Source organism: Porphyrobacter sp. GA68 (assembly GCF_022605525.1).
GTDB lineage: Bacteria > Pseudomonadota > Alphaproteobacteria > Sphingomonadales > Sphingomonadaceae > Qipengyuania_B.
This window is the reverse complement of the sequence record NZ_JAKQYJ010000001.1, coordinates 475,950-498,067: the sequence shown is the minus strand read 5'-3', so window position 1 is coordinate 498,067 and position 22,118 is coordinate 475,950. Positions and strand designations below refer to the sequence as shown.

Sequence of the window (22,118 nt, the reverse complement as noted above, 5' to 3'; positions counted from 1 at the left end):
CACGGCAGCGCTGTGCTGACTGTAGGAACGCATGACCGCTCCCGTCCTTACTTCCAAACTCGATCGCGACAGCGCCGATGCCAAGGCCCGCTTCGCACATAACAAGGCCTTGGCCGAAGAATTGCGCGCGCGCGTTGCGCAGGCGGCGCTGGGCGGGCCTGAAAAGCACCGCGAACGGCATGTCGCGCGGGGCAAGCTGTTGCCGCGCGACCGGGTGGAACGCCTGCTCGATCCGGGCTCGCCGTTCCTGGAGATCGGGCAGCTGGCGGCGAACGGGATGTACGAAGGCGACGTCAATGGCGCGTCCATGATCGCGGGCATCGGCCGCGTGTCGGGCCGGCAGGTGATGATCGCCGCCAACGATCCCACCGTGAAGGGCGGCTCCTACTACCCCCTGACGGTCAAGAAGCACCTGCGCGCGCAGGAGATCGCGCAGGAAAACCGCCTGCCGTGCATTTATCTTGTCGACAGCGGGGGTGCGAACCTGCCGTATCAGGCCGAGGTGTTTCCCGACCGCGACCATTTCGGGCGCATCTTCTTCAACCAGGCGCAGATGTCCTCGCTCGGCATTCCGCAGATCGCCTGCGTGATGGGATCGTGCACCGCGGGCGGCGCCTATGTCCCCGCCATGTCGGACGAGACGGTGATCGTGCGCGAACAGGGCACCATCTTCCTTGCCGGACCGCCGCTGGTAAAGGCCGCCACCGGAGAGGAGATCACCGCCGAGGATCTGGGTGGCGGCGACCTGCACGCCAGGAAATCGGGCGTGGTCGACCATCTGGCCGAGAACGACGAACACGCGCTGACCATCGTGCGCGACATCGTGAGCCATCTGGGCGCGAACACGGGCGCGGCCCGCGACATCGCGCTGAAAGACCCGCGGCCGCCACGGTTAGACTCCGACGACCTCTACGCCCTCATCCCTGACGATGTGCGCGCCCCCTATGACGTGCGCGAGGTGATCGCGCGCATCGTTGACGGATCCGAGTTCCACGAGTTCAAGCAGCATTACGGCACGACGCTGGTGTGCGGTTTCGCCCATATCTGGGGCATGCCGGTGGCGATCCTCGCCAACAATGGCGTGCTGTTCAGCGAGTCCGCGATGAAGGGGGCGCATTTCATCGAGCTGGCCTGCCAGCGGCGGGTTCCGCTGCTGTTCCTGCAGAACATCTCCGGCTTCATGGTCGGCGGCCGCTACGAGGCGGAGGGCATCGCCAAGCATGGCGCCAAGCTGGTTACGGCGGTGGCGACGGCGCAGGTGCCCAAGATCACCGTTGTCATCGGTGGCAGCTTCGGGGCGGGCAATTACGGCATGGCGGGCCGCGCCTATTCCCCGCGCTTCCTGTTCACCTGGCCCAACGCGCGCATTTCCGTGATGGGCGGGGAGCAGGCGGCCAGCGTGCTCGCCACCGTCCACCGCGACGCCGACCGCTGGACCCCGGAGGAGGCAGAGGCGTTCAAGGCGCCTATCCGGCAGAAATACGAGGACGAAGGCAACCCCTACTACGCCACCGCGCGCCTGTGGGATGACGGGGTAATCGACCCGGTGCAGACGCGCGACGTCCTTGGCCTCGCCTTCGCCGCGACGCTGGAAGCGCCGATCCCGGATGCGCCCCGGTTCGGCGTCTTCCGGATGTGAGCGGCGCGGCCGGTCCGGCGCTCGGTCGAAAAGGGGCGGCGCCGATGGTGTCACGGGTGCGGCGGGCGGTAATCTTGCTGGGTATCGCGATCCTCCTCCACAACATTGAGGAATGGTGGGCGCTGGGTCTGATGCCAGAGACGCTGGAGCGCTTACGCGACTTCTCAGGCCTGCCCTTGCCGGTGCAGGATCTGGCGGCGGTGCGAGCCGGGATCGCTGCATTTGCTGTCTTTCCGCTCGTGATCCTGTGGCGGTTCGCCGTGCAGCCGACGCCGCGCCTGACCTTTCTGGCGTGCATGATTGCCGCGATGACCGCCGCCAATGCCATCGTGCCGCATCTGGCGCTGGCAGTCGCTGTCGGCGGTTATGTGCCGGGGCTTGTCAGCGCCCTCGCGCTTACGCTGCCACTCGGGCTGGCGACCCTGTCGCGCGCCCGGCGCGAGGCGTGGCTGGCACCGCGCCGCTGGCTGATGGCTGTGGTGGTCGGCGTCGCGCTGCTACCCGCAGTCCTGACGGGTTTCTGGGCGCTGGGCGAGCTGCTGGCGGAGCTTGCCTGAGCCGCTATTTCATGGACCATCCGTGGCTGACGTTGATCGACTGCCCGGTCAAGGCGTTGCTGCCAAATCCGGCGAGGAACACGGCGGTCTGCGCCACATCGTCCAGCGTGGTGAACTCGCCGTCGACAGTGCGGCCCAGCATGACGTTGCGCACCACCTCTTCCTCGGAGATGCCCAGATCGCGGGCCTGTTCGGGGATCTGTTTTTCAACGAGCGGCGTCTTGACGAAGCCGGGACAGATGACATTGGCCCGCACGCCGTGGTCGGCCCCTTCCTTCGCCATCACGCGGGCGAGGCCCAGAACGCCATGTTTCGCCGCCACATAAGCGGACTTGAGCGGGCTTGCCTCGTGGCTGTGGACCGACCCCATGTAGATGAGCGAGCCGCGCCCTGCGGCATACATGTGCCGCACCGCCGCCTTGGTGCACAGGAATGCGCCGGTCAGATGGATATCCACTACGCGGCGGAACTCGTCGGCCGGAAAATCCTCGACCGGGTGGACGATCTGGATCCCGGCATTCGCCACCAGCACGTCCAGCCGGCCGAACCGTTCCGCCAGCCGGTCGGTCGCGTCCGTCACCTTGCCCTCGTCCGTGACATCCATGTCCAGCGCCAACGCCTGCCCCCCGGCGCTCTCGATCTGCCTGACCGTTTCCTGCGCCCCGGCAGTGTCCACATCGGCGACGCCCAGCAGCGCGCCTTCGTGTGCAAAGGCAAGGGCGATGGCGCGGCCGATGCCCGATCCAGCACCGGTGACCAGCGCGACCTGACCTTCAAGTTTCATGCAGCATCCTCTTCCACGGAGTTTTCGCGTTGCTCCTGCAGGATAGACCAGCAGGCCAGAAACAGCCCGGCGATGAGCGGCCCTATCACGATCCCCGACAGGCCCATTACGGCAATGCCGCCCAGTGTCGTGACCAGGATGATCCAGTCGGGTATCCCGGTGTCGCGGCCGACCAGAATGGGGCGCAGGATATTGTCTGCCATGCCGATGATCCCGACACCCGATCCGATGACCACCAGCCCTTCCCAGATCGCCCCGCTTGCCAGCAGCCAGATTGCCGCCGGGATCCACACGATGGCTGAGCCCAGCGCAGGAACCAGCGAAAACAGCGCCATCAGCACGCCGAACAGTGCCGCCGATGGCAACCCGACGATCCAGAAGGTCAGCCCGCCCAGCATCCCCTGCACGATGCCGACAACGACCGACCCCTTGATCGTCGCGCGTACGATCGACAGGAACCGTTCGGCCAAGCGTTCGGCGATCTCGCGTTCGACCGGCAGGCCGGCGATCACCGCACGCCCGATCTGCCGCCCGTCGCGCAGCAGGAAATAAAGGACATACAGGCCGACGCCGAATGACAGGATGAAGCCGAGCGCGGTGCCGCCGATCGACAGGGCATAGGTCGCGATCACGCCGGCGCTCTGGGCGAGGAACTCCTGCGCGCGAACCTGCAGTTCGGCGATGTCGCTAAAGCCGGAACGCCCCAGATACTCCTGCCAGCTGAGCGGCAGCGCGCCGCGCACCTGGATGATCCACGCCACCGGGTCGATGGTGCCGTCCTGAAAGGCGAAAATGATCTGCGTGGCCTGCTCGATCACAACCGAGGTGATTATCACGGCAGGAATGATGACCGCGATGGTGATGATGAGCAGCGTGGCCAGCGCCGCCTGATTGGGGCTGCCTGGCCGCCGCAGCTTGATCCGGTTGTACAGCGGCTGGAACATCACGGCCGCCAGCGCCGCGAACAGCAGGGCGGAGGAAAACGGCCAGACGATCAGGATAAGGGCGATGGTGACAAGCGCCGTCAGGACGAGAAACCCGCCCTGCTCGGTTGCACCCCGGTCGTGCCCTTGCAGCATCACCCCTCCTTCGCGCAGATTCCAGCCGCCGCTGCGCCGGGCATTACCGGCCGTCAAGAACGGCACGATTACCCGGCGGTTCCAACCGCGCTAGATATCGAGATTGGCCACGTTTAGCGCGTTGTCCTGAATGAACTCGCGCCGGGGTTCCACCACGTCACCCATCAACCGCGTGAAGATCTCGTCCGTCACATCGGCGTCCTCCACCTTGACCTGCAGCAGCGCGCGGTTGTCGGGGTCGAGGGTGGTTTCCCACAATTGTTCCGCGTTCATTTCGCCCAGCCCCTTGTAGCGTGCGATGGCGAGGCCCTTGCGCCCCGCGGCCATCACCGCATCGAGCAACTGGGTCGGGCGCGTGATCGCGTCGGCCATGACGGCTGGCGCTGGCGTGTCGCCGTCCTCGGTTGCTGCCGCTTCTTCCGGCGCTTCGGCCGCTCCGCCCTTCACCAGCTGCGCCGGCGCGGGGTAGAGGTCTGCCTGCCCTTCGGCCAGCTTGTGCAGCTTGCGCGCCTCCGCGCTGTCGAGGAACTTGCCTTCGATGAAGTGAACGTCCGTCACTCCGCGCCACAGGCGGTCGATGCGGATACCGGTGTCGGTCTCCTGCGCGGTCCAGACGCCGTCCGGGTCGCCCATCTGCAACCGCGCCGCGGCGCGCGTCAGTGCGGCGCTCCTGTCTGCCGCGTCAGGGTCGAGCGCTCCTTCCAGGGCCATCGCTTCGATCACCGCCGGGTCGTATTTGCGCGGAGCGAAACCGATCATGTTGCGGAGGCGCAGCGCCTGGTCCACCATGTCGCGCAGTTCGCCCCCGCCGCGCTGCCCGCCGGCACCTTCGAGCTGGCGCCCGTCCAGACCTGCATCCACCAGATACCGGTCGAGTGCCCCCTGATCCTTCAGATAGACTTCCGACCGCCCCTTGCTGACCTTGAACAGCGGCGGCTGGGCAATGAACAGATGCCCGGCTTCCACGATCTCGGGCATCTGCCGGTGGAAGAAGGTGAGCAGCAGCGTGCGGATGTGCGCGCCATCCACGTCCGCGTCAGTCATGATGATGATCTTGTGATAGCGCAGCTTGTCGAGGGTGAACTCGTCGCGCAGGCCGGTGCCCATCGCCTGGATCAGCGTGCCGACCTCCTTGGAGGAGATGATCCGGTCGAACCGGGCGCGCTCTACGTTCAGGATCTTGCCCTTCAGGGGCAGGATGGCCTGCGTCTTGCGGTCGCGGCCCTGCTTGGCCGAACCGCCCGCAGAGTCTCCTTCGACCAGGAACAGTTCGGATTTCGCGGGATCGCGTTCCTGGCAATCGGCCAGCTTGCCGGGGAGCGACGCGATGCTCATCGCGCCCTTGCGGCTCATCTCGCGCGCGCGGCGGGCGGCCTCGCGGGCGGCGGCGGCGTCGATGACCTTCTGGATGATCGCCTTGGCGTGGGCAGGGTTCTCCTCCAGCCATTCGGCCATCTTGTCGCCCATCAGGCTTTCGAGCGGCTGGCGCACTTCGGACGACACGAGCTTGTCCTTGGTCTGGCTGCCGAACTTGGGGTCGGGCAGCTTGACCGACACGATCGCCGTCAATCCCTCGCGCATGTCCTCGCCCGACAGCGACACCTTTTCCTTCTTCATCAGGCCGGACGAGGTGGCGTAGTTGTTGAGCGTACGGGTCAGCGCGGCGCGAAACGCGGCAAGGTGGGTGCCGCCGTCGCGCTGGGGAATGTTATTGGTGAAGGCGAGGACGTTCTCGTAATAGCTGTCGTTCCATTCCAGCGCGACGTCGATCCCGATCCCGTCCTTCTCGGCGGACACGGAAATGGGTTCCGGGACCAGCGGGCTCTTGTTGCGGTCGAGATATTTGACGAACGCCCCGATACCCCCTTCGTAGAACAGGTCATGTTCCAGCACGTCCTCGTGCCGCCGGTCGCGCAGCAGGATGCGGACTCCGGAATTGAGGAAGGCCAGCTCGCGATACCGGTGTTCGAGCTTGTCGAAATCGAAGTCGGTGACGTTCTTGAAGGTTTCTTCCGACGCCTTGAAGGTGACGCGGGTGCCTTTCTTCAGCCCGTCCTCATCGCCGTTGGACGCGACTGGCGGGGCGTCGCCCACCACCTTGAGCGGCGCGACGGCATTGCCATGCTCGAACCGCATCCAGTGTTCCTTGCCGTCACGCCAGATCGTCAGTTCCAGCCACTCGGACAGGGCGTTGACCACCGACACGCCGACCCCGTGAAGGCCACCGGACACCTTGTAGGCGTTGTCGTCGCTGGTGTTTTCAAACTTTCCGCCGGCGTGCAGCTGGGTCATGATGACTTCGGCGGCCGAAACCCCCTCGCCCTTATGCATGTCGACCGGTATGCCGCGCCCGTTGTCTTCCACCGAAACGCTGCCATCGGGGTTCAGCTCGATCAGCACCAGGTCGCAATGCCCGGCCAGCGCCTCGTCGATGGCATTGTCGCTGACTTCGAACACCATGTGGTGCAGGCCGCTGCCATCGTCGGTGTCGCCGATGTACATTCCGGGCCGCTTGCGCACCGCGTCGAGGCCTTTCAGAACCTTGATGCTGTCCGCGCCATAGCCATTCTTCTTCGCAACGCCGGGCTGCGCTTCGCTGTTCTCGTCCATGCCCAGCATATAGGGAGTCCGACCGGTATTAGAAAGCGTTGCGCGCCCCGCTCGTCCACAGCTGCGGCACGGGGCGTCCGGGGCCGCTGGACATCACTTGCCACCCGCGTAGAGGACCCAAGGCATGACTCCCGAACACACCCCCGATTCCATCCTCATCGTCGATTTCGGCAGCCAGGTGACGCAGCTTATCGCCCGCCGCGTGCGCGAGGCCGGCGTTTATTCCGAAATCGCGCCCTACACCAAGGCGGCCGAAGCGTTCGCCCGGATGAAGCCCAAGGGGATCATCATGGGCGGCGGGCCGCGGTCCGTCACGGATGACGACGCGCCGCAGGCCCCGGCAGAGTTCTACGAGGCAGGCGTGCCGATCCTCGGCATCTGCTATGGACAGCAAGTCATGGCGCAGCAGCTGGGCGGCGAAGTGCAGCATGGCGACATGGGCGAGTTCGGCCGCGCGTTCCTCGACATCGACCAGGATTGCCCGCTGTTCGACGGGTTGTGGCAGCCGGGTGAACGACATCAGGTCTGGATGAGCCACGGCGACAAGGTGACGCGGCTCGCCCCCGGTTTCCGGGCGGTCGCGTCAAGCGAGGGCGCGCCGCAGGCCGTTGCCTTTGACCCCGAGCGCCGGTTCTTCGGCGTCCAGTTCCACCCTGAGGTCGTCCATACGCCCGATGGCGGCCGCCTGATCGCCAACTTTGCCCGCCACGTCTGCGGCCTGGCCGGCGACTGGACCATGGCCGAGTTCCGCGAAACCAAGATCGCCGAGATCCGCGCACAGGTGGGTTCGGGCCGCGTCATCTGCGGCCTGTCGGGCGGCGTCGACAGCGCGGTTGCCGCCGTTCTGATTCACGAGGCAATCGGCGACCAGCTGACCTGCGTGTTCGTCGACCACGGCCTGCTGCGCAGCGGCGAGGCGGAGCAGGTCGTCTCGCTGTTCCGGGGCCACTACAACATCCCGCTGGTCCATGTGGACGCAGAGGAGCAGTTCCTGTCCGGCCTTGCCGGCGTGACCGACCCGGAAGCCAAGCGCAAGTTCATCGGCAAGACCTTCATCGAGGTATTCGAGGCGGAGGCGAAGAAGATCGGCGGCGCGGATTTCCTGGCCCAGGGAACACTGTATCCCGACGTGATAGAGAGCGTCAGCCACACCGGCGGGCCATCGGTTACCATCAAGAGCCACCACAATGTCGGCGGCCTGCCCGAACGCATGAACATGCAACTGGTCGAACCCTTGCGCGAGCTGTTCAAGGACGAAGTGCGCGATCTGGGCCGCGAGCTGGGGCTGCCGGACGCCTTCGTCAGCCGCCACCCGTTTCCCGGACCCGGCCTCGCCATCCGCATCCCCGGTGAAGTGACGAAGGAACGCTGCGACATCCTGCGCCGGGCCGACGCCATCTATCTCGAGGAAATTCGCCGCCACGGGCTGTATGACGCCATCTGGCAAGCCTTTGCCGTGCTGCTGCCGGTCAAGACCGTGGGCGTCATGGGCGACGGGCGGACCTATGACAGCGTGTGCGGCCTGCGCGCCGTAACCAGCACCGACGGCATGACCGCCGACGTGTACCACTTCCCTGGCGAATTCCTGGCGAATGTCGCAACCCGCATCGTCAACGAGGTGCGCGGCATCAACCGGGTGGTGTACGACTACACCAGCAAGCCGCCGGGGACGATCGAGTGGGAATAAGCGGGCGCGAAATAGCGTCGAGCGCCCTTTCTGCACCGCCCTAGCCGACATTCGCGCCGAACAGCGCGCCCACCGCTGCGGTTGCCGCCATCGCCAGTGCGCCCCAGAACGTCACCCGCACCGTTCCCGCAAGCAGGGGCGCGCCGCCCGCCTGTGCGCCCAGCCCACCCAGCACTGCCAGACCGATCAGCGTGCTGAACGCAATCACCGGCAGGATGGCCGCCACCGGCGTGAGGGCGGCGATCAGCAGCGGCACCGCCGCCCCGGTGGCAAAGGTCGCGGCCGAGACCAGAGCCGCCTGAACCGGCCGCGCGCTGGCCATGTCCGTGATCCCCAGTTCGTCCCGGGCATGAGCGGCCAGAGCGTCGTTCGCCGTCAACTGCCGCGCCACCTGCTCGGCCAGCGTGCGGTCAAGGCCGCGCTGCATGTAGATGCCGGTCAGCTCCTCCAGTTCGGCATCGGGCGTGGTCGCCAGTTCCGCCGTCTCGCGCGCGAGGTCGGCTTTCTCCGCGTCGGCCTGTGAGCTGACCGAGACATACTCCCCGGCGGCCATCGACATCGCTCCGGCGACCAGCCCGGCAAGGCCGGCCACCAGAATCTCGCCGCGCCCTGACCCGGCCGCCGCCACCCCGACGATCAGGCTGGCGGTGGAAACCAGCCCGTCGTTCGCGCCGAGCACGGCGGCGCGCAGCCATCCCACACGATGCACGGTGTGGGTTTCGCGGTGTAGAAAACGGCCCATCCGATCGATCCTCCCGTTCAACCGCGGCGCGGCGAGGGCGGAGCGGTCAACCCGTCATTGTTCCGCCATGCGCCGCGCGCTCAGCACCTCGACCCAGTATCCATCAGGATCGGCAATGAAAGCCAGCCCTTTCATCCGCCCTTCGTCGGGACGCTTCACGAACTCCACTCCGGCCTCGTTGAAACGTTCGCAGGCGGCATGGACATCCGGCACCGCCAGGGCGATGTGACCGAAGCCGCGCGGTTCCGCATTGCCGTTGTGATAGGTCGGCCCGCTCTCCTTTTCGGTTCCCCAGTTGTGCGTCAGTTCCAGCACGCCCGAGCGCGAGAACAGGTATTCGCGCACCCCGGCGTCGTCGGTCGGTATGGCCTCGCCCTCCTCCACGAAGGCGAGGAAGTACAAGGAAAACTCCGCCTCGGGAAAATCGAGCTGGCGCAGCAGGGTCATGCCCAGCAGGTCACGGTAGAAGGCGAGGCTTGGTTCGGGATCCTTGATCCTCAACATGGTGTGGTTGAAGGTGTAGCCGTGGGGATTGCCGGTCACTGATGCGTCTCCTTTACCGGGTGCAACCCGGCGTGCGCCCCGCGCGTTCCGCCCGCATGCTGGATGAGGTCGATGTCGAAGAGGTGCTGCGCCGCCTCGCCGCGGCGCACCCGGGCCGTTCGCCCGGTGCGAAGGGTCCGAAGGGGCAGCCGGACGCATTCCGGTCATGCATCGCCTGCATGCTCAGCGCCCAGTCGCTTGACCGCAACACTGCCGCGGCCACCCGCAACCTGTTCGCGCTGGCCCGGACGCCGCGCGCCATGCTGGCGCTGGACGAGGAACGGATGGTGCAAGCGATCCGTCCGTGCGGCCTTTACAACATGAAGGCGCGCAATATCCGCGCGTTCTGCGCCGCGTTGCTCGAACGCCATGGTGGCACTGTGCCGGACACAAGGGAGGGGTTGATGGCGCTGCCCGGCATCGGGCGCAAATGCGCCGACATCGTGCTGTCGTTCACCTTTGGCCACGATGTCATCGCCGTCGACACCCACGTGCACCGGGTGGCGAACCGCATTGGACTGGCCGATGCCCGCACGGCTGACGCAACCGCGCAGCAACTGGATCAGCACATTCCAGTCTGGGCCAAGCGGGACGGACATTTCTGGCTGATCCAGCACGGCAAGACCATCTGCGTGGCGCGTCGCCCCCGATGTTCGATATGCCCGGTCCGCGACCTGTGCCTGTGGCTGCAGACCGGTGGTGCTGCGGCCGCCGGGCAGGCCGGGATAAACAACGGATGAACGAAACGTGGACTGGTGCGTTGGTGGCATTAAGTGAGCAAAAACAGGGACTAGCTTGTTCTCAGAAGCTCTCTGACGAAGCGGAGCCATTCTGGTTCTGCAAGGAGACACGCCTTACGGCGAACTGGAGTAATCATGCAAAGGTTGAACATCATCACCATGGCGGGCGCCGCCGCTCTGCTGGCGGCTTGCGGCAACGACAGCCAGCAGGCCACCACCGAAACAGCCACGATGGACGGCGCCTATCAGGACGGGGCGAATCTCGACACAGGGCCGACGCCGGGCACCACGGCTGCCGGGCAGCCGGGCATGGCCGGCACGACCGCAGGCGCCACGGGTCAGGAAACGACCCGCGTGTTCTTCGCGTTCGATCAGGCGCAGTTGACGGCTGATGCGCGCACACAGCTTGACCGGATTGCCGAAGCCTATCGGCAGACGCCCGGCGCCGGGCTGACGCTGGCCGGCTTCACCGATACGATGGGCGCGCGGCCGTATAACCAGCAGCTGTCCGAGCAACGGGCCGCTGCTGTGCGCGACTATCTGGTCGGCCGCGGCGTTCCCGCAGCCGAGATCGAGATCGATGCACGCGGACAGTCGAACCCACGCGTGGACACGGGCGACAATGTGCGCGAGGCGCAAAACCGCCGGGTGCGGATCGAGTTCGGGGATCAGCCAGGCTGATCCGGGCTCGATTTTCGGCCTTAGCTTACAACCCGATGGCCGGGTCCGGTTTGTGGCCCGGCCACCTGTTGCCCTACTTCGCCGTGCGGTCAGCGCGCAGCATCTGCCCGGCGATAGGGCACAAAATCGGTCAGAAAAACATTGCCGGTGTAAAAGCCGGTAAAGCGGTCGAAGGTGGTAACGGTATCCAGCCGGCACAGCTGGCTCGCCGTGCCGAATTTGCGGATCAGCAACGCATCCCGGTCGTTCAGGCTGTCGGGGTTCTGGGTGTAATTGACCCACACGGTGCCACCCTGATCGGACACGATGGCCGTGCCGTCGATCACCTGCAGGCTGCGGCTGGGAAAGGTGCGGATGCATCGTTCCGGTTCGCCCGCAACCCGCCCTTCCAGAAGCCTCGCGAGTTTCGCCTGTCCCGGAGTCGTTTCAGCAGGCACGGTTGGCTGGGCGACGAGCGGGAGCGCCATCGCCATTCCCGCCATGCCGGCAACAACGGACTTGATGATACGCGTCATGACAGACTCCTTTCTCGGGAGTCCGATATAAGCCTGATTGCGGCTTAACCAAGGCTGGCCGCGCGTTTCCGGCGTCACCTGTGGCCCGGATCGCTGCCTTCGGAGATATCGCGCAAAGTGGCCTGGTCCGCCCCGTCAGCCGGACCGCCTTCCAGCACGAAGCGGCGATCGCAATATCCGCAATCGACATAGCCATGCTCGTCGATGGTCAGATAGATCTTGGGATGGCCCAGCGCCGATGCGCGGAACGTCGGCCCGCCGCGGATGGCGGTCGCCCCGTCGCAGCTGACATATGTCGTCGTAACCTTGATGACTTCGGGTGGAGGCGGCATTGGCATGGCCGGGGCGATAGCCCGCGCAGCATGCTTCCGCAATGGCGCTTGCCTGCTTTACGGATGGCGCCGATTGCGCCTAACTGCCTCCTGCATGACAGAGCCAGCCATCCGCATCGACAATCTCGTGAAACGCTATGCGGGCAGCCGGGGGGAGGAGGGCAAGCTGGCGCTGAAAGGGGTCAGCTTCGATGTGCCGCGCGGGCAGATCTTCGGCTTGCTGGGTCCCAACGGCGCGGGCAAGTCGACCATCATCAACATCCTGGCCGGTCTGGTCGTCAAGACGGACGGCGATGCGTCCATCTGGGGGTTCGACATCACCCGGCACCCGCGCAACGCCAAGCGTTCGATCGGCATCGTGCCGCAGGAAATCGTGTTCGACCCGTTCTTCACGCCGTTCGAGGTGCTGGAGAACCAGGCAGGTTTCTACGGGATTCCCAAGGGGGAACGGCGAAGCGAGGAACTGCTGGCGGCAGTGCGCCTGTCGGACAAGCGGGATGCCTACGCCCGCACGCTGTCGGGCGGGATGAAGCGGCGGCTGCTGATTGCCAAGGCGCTGGTTCATTCCCCGCCCATTCTGGTGCTGGACGAGCCGACCGCGGGGGTGGACGTCGAACTGCGGCGCCAGCTGTGGGAGCTTGTCACCGAGCTCAATGCGCAGGGCGTCACCGTGGTGCTCACCACGCATTACCTGGAAGAGGCGGAGGCGCTGTGCGACCGCATCGCCATCATCAATCACGGTGAACTGATCGCGGACAAGCCCACCCGCGAACTGGTCGAGATGACGCGGGAAAAGGTCGTGCGCATATCGGTCGACCGCGACATCGACGCGCCGCTGCGCGAACCCTTCTTCCGCAAGGTCGATGCCATTGGCGAACGAACGGTGGAGATAACCTACGACCGGGACGAGGCCACCGCCGGCCAGGTGTTGGCGCTGGTGCAGCGGCATGGTTACGCGATCGAGGACGTGACCACCCGCGAAGCCGACCTTGAAGATGTGTTTGTCCGGCTGACCAGCATGGGCGCGGGCGCGCCGTAGATGGACGGGTCGCTGCCCGATCTGGCGACCGGTTCGCGCAATCCGCTGGTGGAAGACCGCCGGCCTGTCCTGCCCAAGGGGCTAACCCGCCTACCCGCGTGGGCGCTGCTTCTGCCGGTATTCGGACTGGGCGCATGGCTGCTGAACATGGTGACTGCCGGAGCGGTGCCGGCGTTGCTGATGGCGCCCCTGCTGGTCGGGTGCGTGATCGCCGCTGTCCATCATGCGGAAGTCGTCGCCCAACGCGTCGGAGAGCCGTTCGGCACGCTGGTGCTGGCGGTGTCCGTGACGGTGATCGAGGTTTCGCTGATCGTCTCCCTGATGCTGTCCGAGGCCGGGGACGCGTCCACCTTGGCGCGCGATACGGTGGTGGCCGCGATCATGCTGATCCTGACCGGGATGCTGGGCGCGTCATTCCTGCTTGGCGGGCTGCGTCATGGGGAACAGCGGCTGAGCTTGCCCGGCGTCAGTGCGGGTTTGTCCACCCTTGCCGCACTCGCGGTGCTGGTGCTGGCCTTGCCGAACTTCACCATCAGCGAGCCGGGCGCGTTCTATTCGCCGGCGCAGCTGCTGTTCGTGGCGGCCGTGTCGCTAATCCTTTATGCGACGTATGTGATGGTGCAGACAGTGCGCCACCGGCACTATTTCCTGCCGGATCAGGATACCGGGACGCGCGATCTGGAGGTCGCGCGGCCGTCTGGCCGCCTGTCTCTCGCCGCGCTCGCCACCTTGCTGGTCGCCCTGACGGCGGTGATCCTGCTGGCGACGGCGATTGCGCCGACGGTCGAGCGCGCAGTGCTCGCCGCGGGCCTCCCGCTGGCGATCGTGGCAGTGGTCATCGCCGGAATGGTGCTGGCGCCCGAAAGCCTTGCGGCTGTTCGCGCGGCACGGCGCAACCGGCTGCAGACAAGCGTAAACCTCGCCTTCGGATCGGCTCTGGCAACCATCGGCCTGACCATACCCACAGTAGCCGTGGTGTCGCTGCTGTTCGAACTGCCGCTGGCGCTGGGCGTGGGACCCAAGACCATGACCCTGCTCGCGCTGGCGATGTTCGTCACTGCCGTGGGGCTGGCGAGCGGACGCAGCACAGTGCTGCAAGGCATGGTTCACCTGGTGATCCTGGCCGTCTATCTGTTCACCACCATCATACCCTGAAGCACACGCGCAGAAAGCCGAGCCGATTTCCAGCCACTCCGAAAACTACGACGTTCTGGTCATCGGCTCCGGTGCCGCCGGGCTGACCACCGCGCTCGCCCTGGCCGAACACCGGCGGGTGCTGGTGCTCGCCAAGGGTTCGCTCGACGGCGGATCGACCGCCTGGGCGCAGGGCGGGATTGCGGCGGTGCTGGATCAGGGTGACACCTTCGAAGAACACATCCGCGACACGATGATCGCTGGTGCCGGCCTCAACAACCGCGCCACGGTAGAATATGTCGTCGGGAACGCGCCCCGTTCGATCGACCGGCTGCGCGAGCTGGGCGTTCCCTTCAACGCCGAAGGTTCGGCGCTGCACCTGACGCGCGAAGGGGGGCATTCGCATCGCCGGATCGTTCACGTCAATGACGCGACCGGCTGGGCGGTGCAGGAGGCGCTGCTGAAGGCCGCGCGCGCCAGTCCGAACATCACCCTGCTGCCGGGCCGCTCCTGCATCGACCTCATCAACGGTCGCAATGCCCAGCGGTTCAGCGGCGCGGGCACGGTGTGGGGGGTCTACGCCCTCGACGAGGCGACCGGCCGGGTCGAGGCGCATGTCGCCCGCGCCACCGTGCTCGCCGCGGGCGGGGCGGGGCGCGTGTACCAGTTTTCCACCGCGCCGCGCGGCGCGACCGGCGACGGCATCGCGATGGCCTGGCGGGCCGGCTGCCGCGTCTCCAACATGGAGATGATGCAGTTCCATCCGACCTGCCTTTACCATCTGGACGTCAAGAACTTCCTCATCACCGAAGCCGTCCGGGGCGAAGGTGGCCGCCTGCTGCATCCCGAAACCGGGCACCGTTTCATGGCGGATTACGATCCCCAGCGGCTGGAACTGGCGCCGCGCGACGTGGTGGCGCGCGCCATCGACGACCAGATCAAGCGGTTCGGCCTCGATTACGTCCATCTCGACATCAGCCATCAGCCGGCCGATTTCGTGCGCAGCCATTTTCCAACCATCCATGAAAAGCTGTGCAGCCTTGGCATTGACATGACCACCCAGCCGATCCCCGTGGTTCCCGCGCAGCATTACACCTGCGGCGGGGTGGAGGTGGACCTTGCCGCGCGCACCGATCTGCCGGGCCTGTGGGCGGCGGGGGAGTGCACGCAAAGCGGGTTGCACGGGGCTAACCGGCTGGCCTCCAACAGCCTGCTCGAATGCTTTGTCTTCGGCGAAGCGGCCGCAAGGGACATCCTCGCCTCTTGGGATCAGCTTGCCGCCCCGCCAGCCATCCGCCCATGGGACGAAAGCCGGGTGACGGATTCGGACGAGGAGGTCGTCATCAAGCAGAACTGGACCGAAATCCGCCGGTTCATGTGGAACTATGTCGGCATCGTTCGCACCACGAAGCGGCTGGAGCGGGCGGCCAACCGCATCCGCCTGCTGGGGCAGGAGATCGAGGATTACTATGGCAGTTTCCGGGTCACGACCGACCTCATAGAACTGCGCAACCTGCACCAGTGCGCGGAACTGATCGTCCGCTCCGCCCTGCAGCGCAAGGAAAGCCGGGGGCTGCATTTCACGCGCGATTACCCGGATACCCAACCGGTTGCCCGGGACACGGTTCTCATCCCCTGATCGGGTTGGCGCGCATCCCCTTCCGCCGGTCGCGCCAAACCCGCGAGGACGGATAGAATGCTACTCTCCTGCGTTGAACGGCAAACGGCGGAATCCTCTCCGCCGGGTCAACCAACCAAGGAGATCTTCATGTCTGCCCCTACCAACCTTCTGGATTGTTACACCGAAGAACTGGCCGATAATTGGTCGGCCAACGATCAGATGCTCAAAGCGGTGCGCGAAATGGCCAAGGTCGCCACGGACAGCAAGCTGAAGGAGCGCCTGGAAAAGGCTTCGTCCGGCATCGAGCAGCACACCAAGACCATCCGCGAAATCCTCGACGAACTGGGCGAGGACGAGAAGGAGCATTGCAAGGGCATGGAAGGCCTCGTCAAAGAAGCCCACAAGCATGCCATCGACGCCGACATCGACGATGGCGACGTGCGCGATGTGGTGATCATCACCCAGTATCAGCGGATGTGCCACTACGGCATAGCCGGGTTGGGTTCGGCCAAGGCCTTTGCCGAGGCACTGGGCAAGAAAGACCATGTCGAGAAACTCGATAAGATCGTCAGCGACATCTACAACGCGGACGAGAACATGACCGATCTTGCCGAAAAGAGCATCAATCTGCGCGCCAAGGAAGGCGAGGACGCGTAAGGGTCAGGTCAGAGCCGGGCGGGTTGTTCCCCGCCCGTTCCGGCGCTGTCCCGGCCATCGCGCTCCTTGACCCTTGCAATTCCTGGCCGGAGCCAGACAGCTTCAACAAAAAAGGCGGGCTGCGAGGCCCGCCTTTTTTCATGTATTCACCACAATGGTTCAGGCGTAGGCGACCGTCGTCCGCCGCCGCTTGGGTGAACGCATCGCCGCGCCCACAGCGCCGAAGCCGAGCAGCATCAGCGCCCAGGTGGACGGTTCCGGCACGGCGTTGCTGATAAGGGTGAAGCGGCCAGTCACACTGGCAGTGCCCGGCGTGGCGAACGTCGCATTCGACAGGGCCACGGAGAACTGGCCGCCCTGACCGAAGTTGAAGACGGACGGCGCGTTGAAGATCGCCTGTCCGCACCCGCGCGCGATGATGCCGCAGCTGCCGAACAGGTTCAGGTTGATGAAGCCGAGCGTGTTGCCGGTAATCGGCGCTCCGGTCGCTCCGGTCGGGCTGGAGAACGAGAAGGCGACGGAGATCGGCCGCGGGCTGAAGTCCTCGGGAATGTTGACCGTGCCTTCCGGCGTTCCGATCGTGAGCACCGTGTACTCGGCGAAATCGCCCGCGTTCGTCAGCGTGAAGCTGGGAAAGGCCACCGGGGCGGCATTGATCACCAGGCCGGGATCGGTGTTGTTGACGGTGACGCTGCTGACCGATCCGCTGATGGTGGTCGCGGCAGCAACCGGCGCCGCGGCCAGAACGGTCGCGGCTATACCGGCGCAAAGAACGGCTTTGTTCATGATTTCCCCCCTGTGTGGCATCCAAGCCGATGTGAACGCCTGAGGCTGCCGCCTACGCTTCGTTAACCTTCCTCACAATAGTGTTAGCTACCCATATTAGGGATATTTGTCAGGCGCTTCATTGCGGGACAGGGGTGGTCGAGCCTGGTTTCCGACGCCGCCGCGGCTCTGCGAGAAGGCCTGAGCGGCAAATTATTTTTCCACGATTTTCAGCGGCTGTAACTCCCCTTATTTCCACGAGTCGCAGATGCGAGGAATGGCAGGCGAGGCGCCTGATTGCATTAGTTGGCCCGATCCCCTTGCGGTGCGCGCCGGCTCTATCCATCATCATCGGCCCGCCAGCGCCTTGCGCGGCAACGGATCTGGCCGGGTGCAAGGCGTGCAATGGTTAAGCACGGCGTCGCTGCGACAGGGCAGAAGTTAACTGTCTGAAACCGGTGACAAGGCCGGGTTTGGAAAAGGCTGGGGTTGGAAGGCGATTCATGGATTTCAGGGACACGGGTACCATCTTGGCGGACAAAGCCGATAATTCGGTTCCGGCGAGCGGCGCAGACGAGGCGAGAACGGTGATGATGATGATGGACAAGGCGGATAGCGGTTCGGCAACCCTGGTCGACGCGGCAACTTCGGCCATGGGCGAAGCCGCCAGCGCCCTGGCCGCCGCGGCTGTGTCGGACAGCAAGACGGTGAATGCCCGGCGCTTCACCATCAAGACCGATCACAGCCGTGACGCACTCCTTACCGAATTCGGCAAGGAAACGCTGACCGATCGTTATCTGCTGCCCGGCGAAACCTTCCAGGACCTGTTCGCCCGCGTGGCCGATGCCTATGCCGACGACGCGGATCATGCCCAGCGGCTCTACGACTATATCTCGCGCCTGTGGTTCATGCCCGCGACCCCTGTTCTGTCGAACGGCGGCACCGGGCGCGGCCTGCCCATCTCGTGCTACCTGAACTCCGTCTCCGACAGCCTGGAAGGGATCGTCGGCACCTGGAACGAGAACGTCTGGCTGGCCAGCCGGGGTGGGGGTATCGGCACCTACTGGGGTGAGGTGCGCGGCATTGGCGAACCCGTTGGCCTGAACGGCAAGACGAGCGGCATCATTCCGTTCATCCGGGTCATGGATTCGCTGACGCTGGCGATCAGCCAGGGCAGCCTTAGACGAGGATCGGCCGCGTGCTACCTCGACATCTCGCACCCGGAAATCGAGGAGTTTCTCGAAATCCGCAAGCCAAGTGGCGACTTCAACCGCAAGGCGCTGAACCTCCATCATGGCGTGCTGCTGACCGACGCCTTCATGGAAGCGGTCCGTGCGGGCGCTGACTTCGACCTCGTGTCGCCCAAGGACGGCACCACCCGCAAGACGGTGGACGCACGGTCGCTGTTCCAGAAACTGGTGGAAACGCGTCTCGCCACGGGCGAGCCTTACATCGTGTTTTCCGACACGGTGAACCGTGCCATGCCCAAGCATCACCGCGATCTGGGCTTGAAAGTGTCAACGTCCAACCTGTGTTCGGAGATCACTTTGCCGACCGGGCGCGACCACCTCGGGCAGGACCGCACGGCGGTCTGCTGCCTGTCGTCGCTCAACCTTGAAAAGTGGGACGAATGGTCGACCGACAAGCAGTTCATCGAGGACGTGATGCGCTGCCTCGACAATGTGCTGCAGGATTACATCGACCGCGCGCCCGACGAAATGGCGCGGGCGAAGTATTCGGCCAGCCGCGAACGCAGCGTCGGGCTGGGCGTGATGGGTTTCCACTCCTTCCTGCAGTCCAAGAACATCGGGTTCGAATCGCCGATGGCCAAGGTGTGGAACCTCAAGATGTTCAAGCACATCAGTGCCAAGGCGGAAGAGGCCAGCCTGCTGCTGGCGCAGGAGCGGGGGCCGTGTCCCGACGCCGCCGACATGGGGGCGATGGAACGGTTTTCCTGCAAGATGGCGATCGCGCCGACCGCGTCGATCTCGATCATCTGCGGCGGTACCAGCGCGTGCATCGAGCCGATCCCGGCCAACATCTATACCCACAAGACGCTGTCGGGCAGCTTCATCGTCAAGAATCCGTATCTGGAACAGCTTCTGCGCGAAAAGTCGAAGGACTCGACGAATGTGTGGAACTCGATTCTGGAGCGGGGCGGCAGCGTGCAGCACCTCGACTTCCTGTCGGCCGAGGAGAAGGCGGTGTTCAAGACCTCGTTCGAGATCGACCAGCGCTGGCTCCTTGAATTCGCCGCCGACCGCACACCGTTTATCGACCAGGCGCAGTCGCTGAACCTGTTCATCCCGGCCGATGTCGACAAATGGGACCTGATGATGCTCCACTTCCAGGCATGGGAGAAGGGCATCAAGTCGCTGTATTATCTGCGGTCGAAGTCGGTGCAACGCGCAGGCTTCGCCGGCGGGGTCGAGGCGGACAACACTTCCGAGGCACCGAAATACGAGCTGGCTTCGAGCACGGATTACGACGAGTGTCTGGCCTGTCAGTGAAAGGAGGCCGGCATCTTCCCTCGTCGGGAAATTGTCAGCGGGCATGATCGCACGCAGAGAGCGGCGGCGCTGAAATAGAACTGAACCCATCTGCCGTCCCGCGCGTTAACTCTCCTCAAGCAGGAGAGCGAACGCATGGACGACAGCCGCATCTGGGACTTCGAGCAGGAGCTTTGGACCGGGCCGCCCGACGCCTATGACCGGAAGGTGGCGGATGACGTGGTGATGGCCCTGCCGCATCAGCCGTGGCTGTTCGACGGGGCGCAGGCGCGCGAAGCGGTCAAGGCGACGCCGCGCTGGGACAAGGCCGAATTCCTCGACCAGCGGGTGGAGCGGCCGCAGGAAGGGCTTATCGTCATTGCCTATCGCGTCAAGGCGCAGAAGGGCGAGCAGAAGTACCATGCGCTGTGCACCAGTACGCTGCGGCGCCTGAAGCACGAGCAATGGGATGTGATCCAGCACCAGCAGACCCCGCTGGGTATGGAAGTCGCCGAGCCGGACGAGTAGAGCCACCTTACGGACATCGAAAAGCTCGCCGGATTTTTGATGATCCGGCGGGCTTTTGCGTCATCCAGCGGCTATCAGACGTTGGCGCCTGACCCCGCGGGTGTGCGGGCATCGGACTTCAGGTACACGCGGTTGTCTTCGATCTTTTCCACGTCATCCACCATCAGGTAGTGATGCTGGCCATCGCTGCTGTCGGACTTCGTCAGCTTGATCCGGTCATCCTCGACCTTGTCGACGGTGCCGACATGCTGTCCGGCGGCATCGGTTACTTCCATGTGTTCCTTGATACGCATCTTTTCGAACATGCTTCTTCCTTTCTGCTTCGATTGCGGGCGAGGGCGAATCAGCCCTCGTAGAGCTGCGGATTGCCATCGGCGCGGGCCTGCTGGGCGGGGTCGTTTGAGGTTTCGCCGGGGATTGCTTCGCCTGCCTGCGGCTCGTCGGGGCTGTCATGCGCATCGCCGTCCTGGCTGCTGCCATTCTCCTCGCCGTGGCCCTGCTCGTCCTGGGAGTTGCCATAGCCTGCCTGCGCCTGCGGGGTATCCGCCGACTGGTTCTGCGACGACAAGTTGCTGCCGCCGTGCGTCTGTTTCTGACTGTTCATGGTGAAGCTTCCTTTCCCGTGACCAATGCGCGCGCCGGTCCGGTCGTTCCGGCAACCGATTTAATGCGCTGGTAAGCAGCCGCGACTAGAGGAGAGGGCTGACGGCAGAAGCGCAGGCTTTGCGGCGGGGCAGGGGACGGTATAAGAAAACTGATGAGCGCCACCCCTTCCCTTGGCGGCTCGGCTGCATCCACGTCCGAACGCTTCGGGGTTCTGGACGGATGGCGGGCCGTGTCGATCCTGTCGGTCATCGCTGGCCACTGGCTGCCGCTCAACGCCGTGGTGCCGGGCGCGAACGAGGCGGCCGGCGCAGGCGGCATGGCGCTGTTCTTTACCCTGTCGGGCTTTCTCATCACGCACTTCATGCTGAAGCGGCCTGAGTCGGGGCCGTTCCTCGTACGCCGGGTAATGCGGATCCTGCCGCTGGCCTGGGCGGCGGTAGCTGCGCTGTTTCTGGCCGCGTGGTGGCAGGGCACGGCGCAAGCGGATACTGCGCACCTTGCCGCAAATCTCCTGTTCTACGGCAACCTGCCGCCCGCCCGCCTGTTCATCGGTGGAGAGCATCTGTGGAGCCTGGCGGTGGAGATGCACTTTTACGTCGGGGTCGCGCTGCTCGTCGCGCTGGGAGGGCGCCGGGCGCTTTACCTGCTTCCGCTGATCGCGCTTGGCGTCACGCTGGCGCGGATCGCGGCGGGAGAGACGATCAGCATCATCACCTGGCACCGCATTGACGAAATTCTGGCGGGCGCGATACTCGCCCTGATCTACTTCGGCTCGCTTGGTGAGCGACCGCAGCGCTTGCTGTCCGCCATACCCTTGCCCGTGGCGGTACTGATCGCGCTTGCCTGTACCTGGTTTATCGACAGCCCGCTGGCCTATGCGCGGCCGTATGCGGTGGCGCTGATGGTGGGGGTGACGCTGTACCGTGTGCCGCGGTGGCTCGAGCAGGTGCTATGCTCGCGACCGGCCGCATATATCGCCCAGATCAGTTACGCGCTGTATGTGTTCCACATGATGTTCACCGCTACCTGGCTGGGCAGCGGCGACACGCTGGAGAAGTACCTGAAACGTCCACTGCTCGCGCTGGTGACGTGGGCGGCTGCCCATCTATCCACCTTTTACTACGAGCAGCATTTCACCGACCGCGCGCGGCAGTGGACGTCGGGCGGACCGGCAAAGGCGCTGCGCACCTATTAGGCGCGCGGCTGCCCCTTCACGGGCGCCGCCGATTCGTCCTTGCGAGCCTTTTCCCGCGCTTCGTCCTCGCGCGCTCCGGTGCGGTCCGGTTCGACCGGGTTCTTCGGCTTGCCCAAAGTCACGTCGCGGCTGTCGTCTGGTTCGTACTCGCCCATGGCTTTCATCTCCTTGCCCC

The 22,118-nt window shown here is 65.1% G+C and carries 23 protein-coding genes; 12 read left to right on the top strand and 11 right to left on the bottom strand.

Annotated elements, in window-relative coordinates; translation table 11 throughout:
- Positions 1–31: 31 nt before the first annotated feature.
- Positions 32–1,639: a carboxyl transferase domain-containing protein gene (locus tag LHJ54_RS02445; RefSeq protein ID WP_228242357.1), complete on the top strand. Its 1,608-nt coding sequence runs from the start codon at positions 32–34 to the stop codon at positions 1,637–1,639.
- Between the two features lie 44 nt (positions 1,640–1,683).
- Entirely contained in the window at positions 1,684–2,196 is a 513-nt protein-coding gene (locus LHJ54_RS02440; protein WP_228242356.1) for an HXXEE domain-containing protein, read from the top strand.
- Positions 2,197–2,200: 4 nt separating this feature from the next.
- On the opposite strand, the gene LHJ54_RS02435 is transcribed toward LHJ54_RS02440, so the two are convergent.
- The 3 genes from LHJ54_RS02435 to gyrB form a co-directional block, all read right to left on the bottom strand.
- Positions 2,201–2,980 (bottom strand): 3-hydroxybutyrate dehydrogenase, encoded by a 780-nt coding sequence (locus tag LHJ54_RS02435; RefSeq protein WP_228242355.1) that lies wholly within the window; start codon positions 2,978–2,980, stop codon positions 2,201–2,203.
- On the bottom strand, positions 2,977–4,059 hold the full coding sequence (locus LHJ54_RS02430; protein ID WP_228242354.1) for an AI-2E family transporter: 1,083 nt from the start codon (positions 4,057–4,059) through the stop codon (positions 2,977–2,979). The genes LHJ54_RS02435 and LHJ54_RS02430 overlap by 4 nt, the downstream gene beginning before the upstream one ends.
- Before the next feature lie 90 nt (positions 4,060–4,149).
- On the bottom strand, positions 4,150–6,669 hold the full coding sequence (gyrB, locus tag LHJ54_RS02425) for a DNA topoisomerase (ATP-hydrolyzing) subunit B (protein ID WP_228242353.1): 2,520 nt from the start codon (positions 6,667–6,669) through the stop codon (positions 4,150–4,152).
- Between the two features lie 124 nt (positions 6,670–6,793).
- Between gyrB and guaA the strand changes: the two genes are divergently transcribed.
- Positions 6,794–8,356, top strand: coding sequence for a glutamine-hydrolyzing GMP synthase (guaA, locus tag LHJ54_RS02420; protein WP_228242352.1), 1,563 nt, complete (start codon positions 6,794–6,796; stop codon positions 8,354–8,356).
- 40 nt (positions 8,357–8,396) lie between these two features.
- Here the strand turns inward: guaA and LHJ54_RS02415 are convergent, their stop codons facing one another.
- A complete protein-coding gene (locus LHJ54_RS02415) occupies positions 8,397–9,098 on the bottom strand; it encodes a VIT family protein (protein ID WP_228242351.1) in 702 nt (233 codons plus the stop codon).
- Positions 9,099–9,152: 54 nt separating this feature from the next.
- Positions 9,153–9,641, bottom strand: coding sequence for a lactoylglutathione lyase (gene gloA, locus LHJ54_RS02410; protein ID WP_373457046.1), 489 nt, complete (start codon positions 9,639–9,641; stop codon positions 9,153–9,155).
- A 2-nt stretch (positions 9,642–9,643) separates the two neighbouring features.
- Here gloA and nth point away from each other — a divergent pair, with 2 nt between their 5' ends.
- A complete protein-coding gene (nth, locus tag LHJ54_RS02405; protein ID WP_228242350.1) occupies positions 9,644–10,381 on the top strand; it encodes an endonuclease III in 738 nt (245 codons plus the stop codon).
- Between the two features lie 135 nt (positions 10,382–10,516).
- Positions 10,517–11,062 carry an OmpA family protein gene (locus LHJ54_RS02400; protein WP_228242349.1) on the top strand — a complete coding sequence of 182 codons (546 nt, stop codon included), beginning with the start codon at positions 10,517–10,519 and terminating at the stop codon, positions 11,060–11,062.
- Between the two features lie 89 nt (positions 11,063–11,151).
- Here the strand turns inward: LHJ54_RS02400 and LHJ54_RS02395 are convergent, their stop codons facing one another.
- Positions 11,152–11,577, bottom strand: coding sequence for a hypothetical protein (locus LHJ54_RS02395; protein WP_228242348.1), 426 nt, complete (start codon positions 11,575–11,577; stop codon positions 11,152–11,154).
- 74 nt (positions 11,578–11,651) lie between these two features.
- On the bottom strand, positions 11,652–11,909 hold the full coding sequence (locus LHJ54_RS02390) for a zinc-finger domain-containing protein (RefSeq protein WP_228244268.1): 258 nt from the start codon (positions 11,907–11,909) through the stop codon (positions 11,652–11,654).
- 94 nt (positions 11,910–12,003) lie between these two features.
- Here LHJ54_RS02390 and LHJ54_RS02385 point away from each other — a divergent pair, with 94 nt between their 5' ends.
- The 4 genes from LHJ54_RS02385 to LHJ54_RS02370 all read left to right on the top strand — a co-directional run bounded on the left by LHJ54_RS02385 (position 12,004) and on the right by LHJ54_RS02370 (position 16,360).
- Complete coding sequence (locus LHJ54_RS02385) at positions 12,004–12,948, top strand: ABC transporter ATP-binding protein (RefSeq protein WP_228242347.1); 945 nt, start codon at positions 12,004–12,006, stop codon at positions 12,946–12,948.
- On the top strand, positions 12,949–14,103 hold the full coding sequence (locus LHJ54_RS02380; RefSeq protein ID WP_228242346.1) for a calcium:proton antiporter: 1,155 nt from the start codon (positions 12,949–12,951) through the stop codon (positions 14,101–14,103). It abuts the gene before it with no gap.
- A gap of 25 nt (positions 14,104–14,128) precedes the next feature.
- Complete coding sequence (gene nadB, locus LHJ54_RS02375; protein ID WP_228244267.1) at positions 14,129–15,721, top strand: L-aspartate oxidase; 1,593 nt, start codon at positions 14,129–14,131, stop codon at positions 15,719–15,721.
- A 129-nt stretch (positions 15,722–15,850) separates the two neighbouring features.
- Entirely contained in the window at positions 15,851–16,360 is a 510-nt protein-coding gene (locus LHJ54_RS02370) for a ferritin-like domain-containing protein (protein ID WP_228242345.1), read from the top strand.
- A 159-nt stretch (positions 16,361–16,519) separates the two neighbouring features.
- Here LHJ54_RS02370 and LHJ54_RS02365 read toward each other — a convergent pair whose 3' ends face one another.
- On the bottom strand, positions 16,520–17,146 hold the full coding sequence (locus LHJ54_RS02365) for a PEPxxWA-CTERM sorting domain-containing protein (RefSeq protein WP_228242344.1): 627 nt from the start codon (positions 17,144–17,146) through the stop codon (positions 16,520–16,522).
- 569 nt (positions 17,147–17,715) lie between these two features.
- Between LHJ54_RS02365 and LHJ54_RS02360 the strand changes: the two genes are divergently transcribed.
- Positions 17,716–19,635: a ribonucleoside-diphosphate reductase subunit alpha gene (locus LHJ54_RS02360; RefSeq protein ID WP_373457063.1), complete on the top strand. Its 1,920-nt coding sequence runs from the start codon at positions 17,716–17,718 to the stop codon at positions 19,633–19,635.
- Positions 19,636–19,770: 135 nt separating this feature from the next.
- Positions 19,771–20,142 carry a DUF4440 domain-containing protein gene (locus LHJ54_RS02355; RefSeq protein WP_228242342.1) on the top strand — a complete coding sequence of 124 codons (372 nt, stop codon included), beginning with the start codon at positions 19,771–19,773 and terminating at the stop codon, positions 20,140–20,142.
- A 74-nt stretch (positions 20,143–20,216) separates the two neighbouring features.
- Here LHJ54_RS02355 and LHJ54_RS02350 read toward each other — a convergent pair whose 3' ends face one another.
- Positions 20,217–20,447: a DUF2171 domain-containing protein gene (locus tag LHJ54_RS02350; RefSeq protein ID WP_228242341.1), complete on the bottom strand. Its 231-nt coding sequence runs from the start codon at positions 20,445–20,447 to the stop codon at positions 20,217–20,219.
- Positions 20,448–20,485: 38 nt separating this feature from the next.
- On the bottom strand, positions 20,486–20,746 hold the full coding sequence (locus tag LHJ54_RS02345; protein WP_228242340.1) for a hypothetical protein: 261 nt from the start codon (positions 20,744–20,746) through the stop codon (positions 20,486–20,488).
- 153 nt (positions 20,747–20,899) lie between these two features.
- On the opposite strand from LHJ54_RS02345, the gene LHJ54_RS02340 reads away from it, so the two are divergent.
- Positions 20,900–21,943 carry an acyltransferase gene (locus tag LHJ54_RS02340; protein WP_228242339.1) on the top strand — a complete coding sequence of 348 codons (1,044 nt, stop codon included), beginning with the start codon at positions 20,900–20,902 and terminating at the stop codon, positions 21,941–21,943.
- On the opposite strand, the gene LHJ54_RS02335 is transcribed toward LHJ54_RS02340, so the two are convergent.
- Positions 21,940–22,098, bottom strand: a complete 159-nt coding sequence (locus LHJ54_RS02335; protein WP_228242338.1) for a hypothetical protein — start codon at positions 22,096–22,098, stop codon at positions 21,940–21,942. The genes LHJ54_RS02340 and LHJ54_RS02335 overlap by 4 nt on opposite strands.
- Between the last annotated feature and the right edge of the window lie 20 nt (positions 22,099–22,118).